The organism is Herbaspirillum sp. B65 (assembly GCF_000333555.1).
Lineage (GTDB): Bacteria > Pseudomonadota > Gammaproteobacteria > Burkholderiales > Burkholderiaceae_D > Herbaspirillum > Herbaspirillum rubrisubalbicans.
On sequence record NZ_BADI01000953.1, the window covers coordinates 1 to 11,883 of the forward strand.

At 63.6% G+C, this 11,883-nt stretch carries 11 protein-coding genes and 1 pseudogene; 3 read left to right on the plus strand and 9 right to left on the minus strand.

Annotated elements, in window-relative coordinates; translation table 11 throughout:
- From I5W_RS22310 to I5W_RS22325, 4 genes are all read right to left on the minus strand, one after another.
- A partial coding sequence (locus I5W_RS22310) for an MsnO8 family LLM class oxidoreductase (RefSeq protein ID WP_441294735.1) occupies positions 1-503 on the minus strand: 503 nt, incomplete at its 3' end.
- A 77-nt stretch (positions 504-580) separates the two neighbouring features.
- Complete coding sequence (locus I5W_RS22315) at positions 581-1,609, minus strand: NADP-dependent oxidoreductase (protein ID WP_044530893.1); 1,029 nt, start codon at positions 1,607-1,609, stop codon at positions 581-583.
- 23 nt (positions 1,610-1,632) lie between these two features.
- Complete coding sequence (locus I5W_RS22320) at positions 1,633-2,244, minus strand: TetR/AcrR family transcriptional regulator (protein ID WP_044530894.1); 612 nt, start codon at positions 2,242-2,244, stop codon at positions 1,633-1,635.
- 58 nt (positions 2,245-2,302) lie between these two features.
- On the minus strand, positions 2,303-3,565 hold the full coding sequence (locus I5W_RS22325; RefSeq protein ID WP_044530895.1) for an MFS transporter: 1,263 nt from the start codon (positions 3,563-3,565) through the stop codon (positions 2,303-2,305).
- A gap of 101 nt (positions 3,566-3,666) precedes the next feature.
- Between I5W_RS22325 and I5W_RS22330 the strand changes: the two genes are divergently transcribed.
- On the plus strand, positions 3,667-4,623 hold the full coding sequence (locus tag I5W_RS22330; RefSeq protein WP_044530896.1) for a GlxA family transcriptional regulator: 957 nt from the start codon (positions 3,667-3,669) through the stop codon (positions 4,621-4,623).
- A 33-nt stretch (positions 4,624-4,656) separates the two neighbouring features.
- On the opposite strand, the gene I5W_RS22335 is transcribed toward I5W_RS22330, so the two are convergent.
- Positions 4,657-5,814: a metallophosphoesterase gene (locus I5W_RS22335; protein WP_044530897.1), complete on the minus strand. Its 1,158-nt coding sequence runs from the start codon at positions 5,812-5,814 to the stop codon at positions 4,657-4,659.
- Positions 5,815-6,141: 327 nt separating this feature from the next.
- Between I5W_RS22335 and I5W_RS22340 the strand changes: the two genes are divergently transcribed.
- On the plus strand, positions 6,142-6,684 hold the full coding sequence (locus I5W_RS22340) for a hypothetical protein (RefSeq protein ID WP_026052079.1): 543 nt from the start codon (positions 6,142-6,144) through the stop codon (positions 6,682-6,684).
- Between the two features lie 107 nt (positions 6,685-6,791).
- Here I5W_RS22340 and ppk2 read toward each other — a convergent pair whose 3' ends face one another.
- Positions 6,792-7,703: a polyphosphate kinase 2 gene (gene ppk2 / locus I5W_RS22345; protein WP_017452371.1), complete on the minus strand. Its 912-nt coding sequence runs from the start codon at positions 7,701-7,703 to the stop codon at positions 6,792-6,794.
- A gap of 244 nt (positions 7,704-7,947) precedes the next feature.
- On the opposite strand from ppk2, the gene I5W_RS22350 reads away from it, so the two are divergent.
- A complete protein-coding gene (locus I5W_RS22350) occupies positions 7,948-8,895 on the plus strand; it encodes a LysR substrate-binding domain-containing protein (RefSeq protein WP_017452372.1) in 948 nt (315 codons plus the stop codon).
- Between the two features lie 82 nt (positions 8,896-8,977).
- Here the strand turns inward: I5W_RS22350 and I5W_RS22355 are convergent, their stop codons facing one another.
- The 3 genes and pseudogenes from I5W_RS22355 to ugpA all read right to left on the minus strand — a co-directional run.
- Positions 8,978-10,072, minus strand: a complete 1,095-nt coding sequence (locus I5W_RS22355; RefSeq protein WP_044530898.1) for a sn-glycerol-3-phosphate import ATP-binding protein UgpC — start codon at positions 10,070-10,072, stop codon at positions 8,978-8,980.
- A 26-nt stretch (positions 10,073-10,098) separates the two neighbouring features.
- Entirely contained in the window at positions 10,099-10,950 is an 852-nt protein-coding gene (gene ugpE / locus I5W_RS22360) for a sn-glycerol-3-phosphate ABC transporter permease UgpE (RefSeq protein WP_017452374.1), read from the minus strand.
- A 60-nt stretch (positions 10,951-11,010) separates the two neighbouring features.
- Positions 11,011-11,880: pseudogene (ugpA, locus tag I5W_RS22365) on the minus strand (sn-glycerol-3-phosphate ABC transporter permease UgpA); the annotation flags it as partial.
- Between the last annotated feature and the right edge of the window lie 3 nt (positions 11,881-11,883).

An 11,883-nucleotide genomic window follows, 5' to 3' on the forward strand; every position in this document is an offset into this window, starting at 1 on the left:
TAAGACAGGCTGAGCGATGAGCAGGCTATGAAGCTGTGGGATGACGTATTGAATAGCTTCAGATTGCGTCCCACTTCTGATCCCGAAAAAACCAGCCAGCTCAATCCAGCCCCCTCGCCTGTGTCACCGCCCATGTGACGCCGCAAGGCGCGCGCGGTGCGCTGGTCGGAACCCGGTGCGCGCCCCAGGCCGAGGTCGATGCGGCCCGGATAGAGCGACTCCAGGGTGCCGAACTGTTCGGCAATGACCAGCGGCGAATGATTGGGCAGCATGATGCCGCCGGAACCGACGCGAATGCTGCGGGTATGGGCGGCGATGTGCGAGATCACCAGTGCGGTAGCCGCGCTGGCGATGCCGGGCATGTTGTGGTGCTCGGCCAGCCAGTAGCGTTTATAGCCCAGCGCCTCGGCGCGCTGCGCCAGTTCCTTGCTGTTCTGGAAGGCCTGGGCGGCGCTGCTGCCTTGGTTGATGGGAGACAGATCGAGGACGGAAAAGGGAATCATGCGTGCATCCTTGTTGACGCGGTGGCCGGGTAGCTTCCCCGGAAAAAGCCCATGCGGGTGGTGTCTGAACCGAAGGTTCAGTCCAGCTTGACCACCAGCTTGCCGAAGTTCTTGCCTTGCAGCAGGCCCATGAAGGCCTCTGGCGCCTGTTCCAAGCCCTGCACCACGTCTTCGCGGTAGTGCAGCTTGCCCTGCTTGAGCCAGGTGCCGACTTCCTGCTGGAACGCGGCATACAGGTCGGGACGGTTGACGTAGTAGTCGAAGATGATGAAGCCCTGTACGCGGATGCGTTGGGTCAGCACGCGGCGCAAGATCGCGCTGCTTTCGGTGGCCAGGCTACCGCCGTTGTAGTGGGCGATCAAGCCGCATACCGGCACCCGGGCGTGGATGTTCAACAGCGGGAAGACGGCATCCAGCACGGCGCCACCGACGTTTTCGAAATACACATCGATGCCGCGCGGGCAGGCAGCCTGCAATTGCTGGGCGAAGTCGGCGGCACGATGGTCGATGCAGGCGTCAAAGCCCAGTTCCTTGACCGCCGACTCGCACTTCTGCGCGCCACCGGCAATGCCCACCACGTGGCAACCGCGCTGCTTGGCGATCTGCCCCACCAGGGAGCCGACCGCGCCAGTGGCAGCGGCCACCACCACGGTCTCGCCAGCACGCGGCTGGCCGATGTCGATCAGGCCGGCGTAGGCAGTGTAGCCGGGCATTCCCAGCACGCCCAGGGCGTGGGAGGGATGGTCGAACCCGGCCGGCAACTTGTGGGCGCCAGTGCCATCGGAGACCGCGTATTCCTGCCAGCCGGTGTAGGCCATGACCAGGTCGCCTTCCTTGAAATCGGGATGGCGCGAGCTGAGCACTTGCGAGACCACGCCACCGATCATGACGTCACCGATGGCCACCGGCGGGGCATAGGAAGGGGCATCGCTCATGCGCCCGCGCATGTAGGGGTCCAGCGAGAGCCATTGGCCGCGCAAGAGCATCTGGCCTTCCTGCAGCGCCGGAATGGCGACTTGTTCCAGGCGGAAGTTGTCGGCGCTGGGGGCCGCAGTCGGGCGCGAGGCGAGGACGATGCGGCGGTTGTTCTGGGGAAGCTGGGTCATGGGAAATCCTTTCTGTGTTCAGTTCATCGATGCGACGCAATCGGGGGCGGCACCAGCACGCGCCGGGTCACCAGCATGGCCGCTTCCATCGGTGCGCGGTCGCGACTCAAGCGCGCCAGCAGGCTGGCGCCCAGCCATTGCTGGTAGAGCATGGTGGCCGTGGCCAGCGGATGCAGTACGGTGTGCAGCGAGCCTTCGGCAATGCCCTCTTCGATGCACACGGCGATGCGCTCGATGAAGCGCTGCGTGCCTTCATGCAAGGCCTGGCGCATATCCTCGGAGAGATCGGCCACCTCGGCCGAGAGCTTGACCACCAGGCAGCGCTGCTCGACGTGCTGGCAGCACTGGCTTTCCAGCCAATTGCCCCAGTAGGTCAGCAGGCGCTCGCGGGCGTTGCCGCCATGGCGGGCCTCCAGAACCTCGGCTAGCCGGTCCAGGTAGCCGGCCACATAATGCTCGATCAGTTCGCGGCCGTATTGTTCCTTGGAACCGAAGTAATGGTAGAAGGAACCTTTGGGGATGTCGGCTGCGGCCAGGATCTCGGACAGGCCGACCCCGGAAAAACCTTTTTGCGCAATGATGGCGCGGCCGGCCTGGAGGATGTTGCGCTTGTTTTCGCCATAGTGTTCTCGCATGGCGACCATTCTAACGAAAAATTAGACCGGTCGTCTAAGACCGGTCTTTTAGGGTGAATCAGGCCCGTGGTTTGGCCAGCGCCGGGAACAAGGGAAAGACCAGCACGGCCACCAGCGCCGTGCCCAGCCACACGGCCGGCCAGCCCTGCCAGTGCAGCAGCAGCGGCACGGCCTGGGCGGTGAGGAAGAACACCAGGAACACGCAGCTATTGCCCAGCCCCAAGGCGGTGCCGACCTGGGAGGGGCCGGCCACCACGGCCAGTTCGGTATAGGCCACGCCATGCCAGGCCGACACCACCACGCCGGCGCTCACCAGTAGCAGTGACAGCCAGGGCAAGGCAGCGTGCAGGCTCGGGTGGGACAGCACGCCCAGCGCGGCGAACAGGATGGCGCTGGCCAGTGCGCAACCGCGCAGGTAATCGCGACGCTGGCCGCGCCGGTCGGTCCAGCGCCCGCTGGCAATGCGCGTGATCGCCGCGCCGATCTGGACCAGGGTCAACAGCACGCTGATGAGCAGCAAACCGGCCTGCCCGACCTCATGCAGGAAGATGCCGCCGAAGCTGATCAAGGCCACCTGCGGTGCGCAAAGCAAACCGATGCCCAGCGCCAGGCGCCACACCATTGCATTGCGCAAGGCCGGGGTGGTGCTGGTGGCGGCGAGTCGGGCGTGCAGCTGCAGCGGCGGTTCGCGCAGCCACCACAGCACCAGGCCCACGCTGGCCAGGCACCACGACATGAGCACGCCGAACACCGCAGCGAAGCCGGCCTGCGCCGCCAGCGAGGGCAGCAGCAAGGCGCCGATGCCGCCCCCCAGCGGCACGGCGGTCTGGCGGATGCTCATGGCCAGGCCGCGCTCGCCATCGGCGAACCAGCCCATGATGGCGCGCCCGCTGGCACCGTTGACGCTGCCGCCCAGCAAACCGGCCAGCATCAGTCCGCCACACAGCCACAGGTAGGCCGCATCCGCACCCAGCCCCGGGCGCGCCAGCAGCATCAGCAAGCCCAGTGCCACACTGGTGCCGAGCAGGCCCACCAGCAGCACCTTGCGGTCGCCCAGGCGGTCGGTGAGCAGGCCCCAGGGCAGCTCACCCAGCGCCACGCCCAGGCTCAACAGGCCCAGCGCCAGGCCCAGTTGCGCATTGCTCAAGTGGTAGTCGCTGCGCAAGACCAGCGAGGTCACGGGAATGCCCGAAAACACCGCCGAGAAGCTGGCATTGGCGGCCACACCCGCGGCCAGGACTTTCCAGCGATGCGCGCTGGCGGGCAGGGATGAGGATGGCGTTGAGACCAGTGGTGCAGAGGCTGTGGCGACGGGTTCCATGGCGGGCTCCGGTGAGGATCAGGCCCTGCAGTGTGGCGTGCAAGTCGATGGCTTGAATGTCATAATTCCGGCATTTCCAGCCATTTGACGTTTTCTGCACCATGCCCGCGCGCGATACTGCTTTTCTCATCTTTGCCGATTGCAGCATGTTGGATTTCACCGGTCCGCTATCGGCCTTCGATGCAGCCAACCGGGTCTCCGGTCAGGCGCTGTATCGGCTGACGCTGTATTCCGAAGCCGGCGGCATGATCCGCAGTTCGGCCGGCGCACTGATCCAGACCGAGCGCATCGGCCGTGCCAGCTTCGATACGCTGGTGGTAGCCGGTGGTGGTGCGCCGCGCGAGGGGCTGGTGTCACCAGCGCTGCGGCGGTACATCGTGCGGGCGGCGACGCGTTCGCGGCGCATCGCCGGGGTCTGCACCGGGGCCTTCGTCCTGGCGGCCGCGGGGGTGCTCGATGGCCGGCACGCGACCACCCACTGGCGCATGGCGGCCAAGCTGCAACAGATGCATCCGCAGGTGAAGGTCGATAGCGATCGCATCTATTCACGCGATGGCAAGGTCTGGACCTCGGCCGGCATTTCTGCCGGCATCGACCTGGCCCTGGCGCTCATCGAAGAGGATCACGGGGTAGAACTGGCGCGCAGCGTGGCGCGCGAGCTGGTGGTGTATCACCGCCGTCCGGGCGGGCAGTCGCAGTTCTCGGCCTTGCAGGAGATGGATGGCGGTTCCGAGCGCATCCGCCGCGCGCTGGGCTTTGCGCGCGAACACTTGCAGCATGAGTTGACGGTGGACCTGCTGGCCGAAGTGGCCTGCCTCAGCCGCCGCCAGTTCGACCGCGCCTTTGCCGCCGAGACCGGCCAGACCCCGGCGCGCGCCATCGAGCAGATGCGGGCCGAAGCGGCGCGGCTGCGGATCGAACAATCGCAGGACAGCCTGGAGAGCATCGCCCGCGCCACCGGCTTTGGCGACGCCGACCGGATGCGGCGCGCCTGCCTGCGCCTGTTCGGTCAGCCGCCGCAGGCCATGCGCCGACTGGCACGGCTGGATGAAACGTAAAACTGAAAACGTAAAACTGAAACGTAGAACGCCTCAGCGCGCCGTGAGCCGCAGGCGCGTGATTTCAGACGGCGCCAGCAGGCGCTTGGGTGGGCCCCAGTAGCCGGTGCCGCGACTGACGTAGATCCACAGCCCTTGCAAACGCTTCAAGCCCGCCACATAGGGCTGTTGCAGCGGCACGAAGAAATTCCAGGGGAAGAACTGGCCACCATGGGTGTGGCCCGACAATTGCAGGTCGAAGCCGGCCTCCACTGCCGCGGTCGCAGTGCGCGGCTGGTGCGCCAGCAGGATGCGGGGATGACCCGCTGGGGCCGCGGCGATGGCTGCCTTGGGATCGCTGCGATGGGCTTCATCGAAATGATGGGCGGTGTAGTCGGTCACGCCGGCCAGCACCAGGCCGGCCCCTTCATGGTCCAGCACCACGTGTTCATTCATCAGCACGGTCACGCCCAGGCGGCGCACTTCGGCTATCCATTCATGGGCATTGGAGTAGTACTCGTGGTTGCCGGTGACGAAGTAGCTGCCATGGCGGGCGCGCAATTGCGCCAGCGGCGCGGTATGCGGCGCGAGCTGGCGCACGCTGCCATCGACCAGGTCACCGGTGATGGCCACCACGTCCGGTTGCAGCGCATTGACCTTGTCGACGATGGCTTGCAGATAGGGCGCCTTGATGGTGGGGCCGACATGGATGTCGCTGATCTGGACGATGGTAAATCCTTCCAGCGCGCTGGGCAGCCCGGCGATGGGTACGCTGACCTCGACCACGGCGGCGGTGCGGCGAGCGTTGAGATAGCCGATGACGGTGGCCGCTGCGGTCAGCGCCAGCACCAGCCAGGCGGTCAGTTCCACCATCTCATGCCGCTCGATGGGCGACAGCGGCAACCAGGGCAACAGGGCCAGGGCGAGGCTGCGCAAGAGGGTCAGCAGCAGCGCCGAGGAAAACGCGCCCATGGCCAACATGCCGGCCCAGGCCAGGCGATCCGACCAGGGTTCGGGCAGGCCGCGCCGCTTCAGGTAGGGAATGGCCAGCGCCACCGGCATCAACAGGACCGACAGGACCAGCACGGTCACGCCCAGGCCGATCCAGAGCGCATCGCTGCTCAGTGCCGGCAGCAGTTGCCAGCCGATCCAGGCGTGCAGCGCGGCCAGCAGGCCCAGGACGAGGAAGACGGAAACGTAGCTACGTCGCATGGAATGCCTTTGCAAGAGGAAGGTGGGACAGCGCCACACAGGCTGCCGGAGCTTGCCAGAAGGCAAGCAGATGGAGGCTGGGGAAATGCTTTTCAAGCAATGTCTGCGAAAAACATCATAAATTCTCGGCAAAATAGCCCAACATTCAGTTAGTCAAGCCCTTCGCATAAAGAAAAAGTCGGCATCGGGTATGCAAGAAGACGTGCAGAGGAGGATAATATTGCCTTCATCCCCCCGTTTTTAATTTGCGCGACCTTGGCGGCACCCGCTGCATCGATGGCAAGAGCATCGACCAAAGGCCGCGCCTGCATCATTGGAAGAGTTATTTTGAGTTCAAGCAAAACCAAACGTTGGCATGGCAACGTCGAGGCGATCAAGGCCGAATTCCTCAACGGCGTGATCACCCAGATGACCTCCTACGGCGACCGCGTCCATTTCAGCATGTTCGGTTCGGTGCAAAAACCGCACTATGAAGTCATCAACAGCTTCGACAAGAAGATGGCCTTCGACGGCAACCATCACCTGCACCGCGCCGAGGAAACCGAGTTCGGTCCCGGCAACGTAACGCCCATCTTCACGCTCGACCAGATCAAGCGCATCGTCGCCACCGGTGGCAGCGGCACCCGCAGCACGCCGCGCTCGGCACGCGCCGCCTCGGCCCGCAGCGCCGGCGGCACGGCCCGCCCGACTACCGCCGCGGCCCGCGCGCGCGAAGCGGTCGATGGCGAGAAGTACGCCTACTTCAAGGCCAACCGCCACATGCTGCCCGATGAAATCAACCAGCATTCCGATGAGATCAGCAAGCTCATGCTCAATGGCATGTCGGCCGAACAGGCCTTTGGCGAAGTCATTTCCAAGTACTTCGACTAAGCTGGCTGGCACCACGCTGGCATCGGCGTGGTCCCAATGAAAATGGCCGGAGCTGCACTGCTCCGGCCATTTTTTTATGGGGGTGATCGACGCCGATCTTCCGTAGGTCAATAGTATTCCGGCACGATCATGGAATCCGGCACCGGGTGGCGCTCGTAATCCTCATGGCGCTCGCGCTCGGGCAAGATCACCGGCGGGTGCGGCACTTCGGCATAGGGCATCTGTTGCAGCAGGTGCTGGATGCAGTTCAGGCGTGCCTTCTTCTTGTCCACCGCCTGCACCACCCACCACGGCGCTTCGGGGATGTGGGTGCGTTCCAGCATCACTTCCTTGGCCTTGGTGTATTCCTCCCAGCGGCGGCGCGATTCCAGGTCCATGGGGCTCAACTTCCACTGCTTGAGCGGATCATGGATGCGCGAGAGGAAGCGCAGGTGCTGCTCTTCATCGGTGATGGAGAACCAGTACTTGATGACCTGGATGCCGGCACGCGTCAACATGCGTTCGAACTCGGGCACAGAGCGGAAAAACTCTTCATATTGCTCATCGGTGCAAAAGCCCATCACCCGCTCCACACCGGCCCGGTTGTACCAGCTTCGGTCAAATAGCACGATTTCACCGGCAGCCGGCAGGTGCGAGACGTAACGCTGGAAATACCACTGCGTGCGTTCGCGGTCGTTGGGGGCCGGCAGCGCTGCCACACGGGCTACGCGCGGGTTCAGGCGCTGGGTGATGCGCTTGATGACGCCACCCTTGCCAGCGGCATCGCGACCTTCGAAGACGATCACCACCTTGTGACCGGTCTGCACCACCCAGTCCTGCAGCTTGACCAGCTCCCCCTGCAGGCGGAACAGCTCGCGGAAATACAAGCGGCGGTATTCCTTTTCCTCGTTGCCATGGGCGCTGGAGAATTCACCGGTGACCGGGTCCACGGTGCGGTCTTCCAGCTCCAGTTCCATTTCTTCGTCGTAGCTGTCGGCCAGTTCGCGGTGGACGCGCTTGACCAGTTCTTCCTTATCCATTGTTTCCTCGTGTGCAAGATAAAGTGGCGAACGCGGCACTCCCCTTCGCCTGAAAAGTGCGTGACAACATACCTGCCCATTGTGACCAAGACGTGACAGGACGATAACACCCGGCGACAATCCCGGCAAACCCTGCCAATGCCCTTGCATCCTGCGCCAAAGAGCGGGAAATCACCATGATGCTGCGCAGAACCAGCACGGCCAAAATACGCTATAGTCCCGGAAACAGATTCGGCATAACAGCATGACACTTACAGAACTCAAATACATCGTGGCCGTGGCGCGCGAAAAGCACTTCGGCCATGCAGCAGAAGCTTGTTTCGTCGCCCAGCCCACGCTGTCGGTGGCCATCAAGAAACTGGAAGATGAGCTGGGCGTGGTCATCTTCGAACGCGGCGGCACCGAGGTCTCGGTCACGCCGCTGGGCGCGCAGATCGTGGCCCAGGCCGAGCGCGTGCTGGAACAGACTGCGGCCATCAAGGAGATCGCCAACCAGAACAAGGATCCGCTGTCGGGCCCCTTGCGCCTGGGCATCATCTATACCATCGGCCCTTACCTGCTGCCCTCGCTGGTCAAGACCATGATAGAGCGGGTGCCTCAGATGCCGCTGATCCTGCAGGAAAACTTCACTACCCGCCTGATCGAACTGCTGCGCCAGGGTGAGCTCGATGCCGCCATCATGGCCCTGCCCTTCCCCGAACATGGCTTGAACGTCTTGCCGCTGTATGACGAAGAATTCATGGTGGCCCTGCCGCGCCAGCATAAATGGGCCGACCGCAAGCAGATCGATGCCCGCGAACTGAAGAGCGAGACCATGCTGCTGCTGGGCAACGGCCACTGCTTCCGCGACCAGGTGCTGGAAGTCTGCCCGGAGATGTCGCGCTTTTCCACCAATGGCGATGGCATTGCCCGCACCTTCGAGGGCTCTTCGCTGGAGACCATCCGCCACATGGTGTCCTCGGGCATCGGCGTGACCGTGCTGCCGCGCGCCTCCATCCCCGATGCCGATACCCGCGACGGCATGGTGCGTTACGTCCCCTTCGTCGCCCCCGCGCCATCGCGCCGGGTGGTGATTGCCTGGCGCAAGAGCTTCACGCGCCAGGCCGCCATCGATGCCGTGCACCAGGCGGTGCTGGCGTGCAAGCTCAATGGCGTGGAAATGTTGACCAACGAAACCGTCACCACGGCTTGACGCCAACCAAGCCAGCCACAATAACAAACGGGCCTCGCAATGCGAGGCCCGTTGCATTTCCCATGCGCTTGCGCTGTTGCCTTCAGCCTATCCGGTGTGTGCTTTGCACATCGAACCAATGCACATCCGCCGCGCCGAAGGAGGCGCCAATACGCTGACCGGTGCTGACCGGTACATTGGCCGGACAGCGCAACACCAGCGACTGTCCACCGCAGCGCGCATGGACCAGCAATTCCGCGCCCAGCGCTTCGACCAGTTCCACCTCCAGCGCCAGTTGCGCCGCCGAGCCATCGAGGATGGGCAGCAGGTGTTCCGGTCGCACGCCCAGGATGCGCTCCTGACCGGCCGCAGCCGGCAGCGCCTGCGGCAGCCGGACGGTATCGGCCGCGCCGCCCTGGTCGACCTCAAAACTGGCGCCATCGGCCGACAGCTTGCCGCGCAGCAGGTTCATCGGCGGCGAACCGATGAAGCTGGCCACGAAGGTGGTAGCCGGGCGCGCATAGACTTCGGCGGGCGTGCCGATCTGTTCGGCCACGCCACGGTTCATGACGATCATGCGCTGACCCAGGGTCATGGCTTCGACCTGGTCGTGGGTCACGTACAGGCTGGTGGTGCGCAGATTGGCGTGCAGCTTCTGGATTTCCAGGCGCATCTGCACGCGCAGCTTGGCGTCCAGGTTGGAGAGCGGTTCGTCGAACAGGAACACCGCCGGTTTTCTGACGATGGCGCGGCCCATGGCCACGCGCTGGCGCTGACCGCCGGAGAGCTGGCGCGGGGTGCGTTCCAGCAAGGCGCCCAGTTCCAGGATGGCGGCGGCGCGCTGCACCCGTTCATCGATCTCGCTCTTGGACAGGCCCTGGATCTTCAAGCCATAGGCCATGTTCTGGTACACCGTCATGTGCGGATAGAGCGCATAGTTCTGGAACACCATGGCGATGTCGCGCTCCTTGGGTTCCAGATCATTGACCACGCGCTGGCCGATGACGATCTGACCGCTGCTGACTTCTTCCAGGCCCGCGACCATGCGCAGGAGAGTGGACTTGCCGCAACCCGAGGGGCCGACCATGACGATGAATTCGCCATCGGCGATCTCGGCATCGATGCCGTGGATCACATCGACCGCCTTGGCGCCGCCGCCATAGGTCTTGCGGACTTGCTTGAGATGGATAGCTGCCATGGCTGTAATTATTTAAATGATATAAATTATTTCTCGGAATCGACCAGGCCCTTGACGAACCATTTCTGCATCAGCACCACCACCAGTCCGGGCGGAAGCATGGCCAGGACCATGGCGGCCATCACCAGGTTCCATTCCACCGCCGAATCGCCGCCGGAGATCAAGGTCTTGATGCCAATGCCAATCGGATACATGCCGGGATCGGTGGCGGCGATGAGCGGCCACAGATACTGGTTCCAGCCATAGATGAACATGATCACGAACAGCGCAATCACATTGGTGCGCGAGAGCGGCCACAGCACATCCTTGAGGAAGCGCAGCGGGCCGGCGCCATCGATGCGCGCGGCCTCGGCCAGTTCATCGGGTACCGTCAGGAAGAACTGGCGGAACAGGAAAGTGGCGGTAGCCGAGGCGATCAGCGGCAGACTCAGACCGGCATAGCTATTGAGCAGCCCCAGGTCCGACACCACCTGGTAGGTCGGCGTGATGCGCACTTCCACCGGCAGCATCAGGGTGACGAAGATCATCCAGAAGAACAGGCCTCGTCCCGGAAAGCGGAAGTAGACGATGGCAAACGCCGAGAGCATGGAAATGGCGATCTTGCCGATGGCGATGATGAGCGCGGTGACCAGGCTCACCCACAGCATGTGCAGCACGGGCGGTGCGCTCACCTGGCCGGATGTGCCCTTGAAGAGGATGGCGCTGTAGTTGTTGAGCAGCTCGCCACCCGGCACCAGCGACAGCGGCGAGAGTGCCGACTGCTCGGCCGTCTGGGTGCTGGCCACGAAGGCCACGTAGAGCGGAAACACCACGATGAGTACCCCCAGTACCAGCACCACATGGCCGAGGAAGTCGAGGATGGGACGACGTTCTATCATGCGCGCACCTCTGGGTAGGCGAAATGGAGGGGAAAGAGAACAGGTGTCATGCGTATTGCACCTTCTTTCAACGTACTTGAATTGCACCACGGTGAGCAGGATCACCACCGCCATCAGCACCACCGATTGCGCCGCCGAACCACCCAGGTCGCCGCCGCGGAAGCCATCGACGAAGACCTTGTAGACCAGGATCTCGGTATCCTTGCCGGGACCACCGTGGGTGGTGGCATCGACGATGACGAAGGTATCGAAGAAGGCATAGACCACGTTGACCACGAAGAGGAAGAAGGTGGTCGGCGAGAGTAGCGGGAAGACGATGGTGAAGAAGCGCTTGACCGGCCCGGCGCCATCGATGGCCGCGGCTTCGATCAGGGACTTGGGAATCGATTGCAGCCCGGCCAGGAAGAACAGGAAGTTATAGCTGATCTGCTTCCAGATGGCGGCCACCACGATGAGGATCATGGCGTGGGTGCCATTGATCATGTAGTCCCAGGGCAGGCCCAGCCAGGCCAGCACATGCGAGAGGATGCCCAGCGAGGGACTCAACAGGAACATCCACAGCACCCCCACCACCACTGGTGAGACCGCATAGGGCCAGATCAGGAAGGTCTTGTAGAGCGCCGCACCGCGCCGCACGCGGTCGGCAAAGACCGCCAGCAGCAGCGACAACGCCAATCCGAAGAAGGCCACCAGCGCCGAGAAGACCGCCGTGGTGCGGAACGCTTCGAGATAGGTGGGATCAGCGAAGAGGGTCTTGAAATTGTCGAACCAGACGAATTCGGAATAGCCGCCGAAGGGATTTTCCAGCAGCATCGACTGCACCAGCGCCTGTACGGCGGGCCAGAAGAAGAACAGCAAGGTGATGATGATCTGCGGTGCCACCAGCAGATAGGGCAACCACTTCGAGGTGAAGCGCGCGCGTTTTTCCACGAT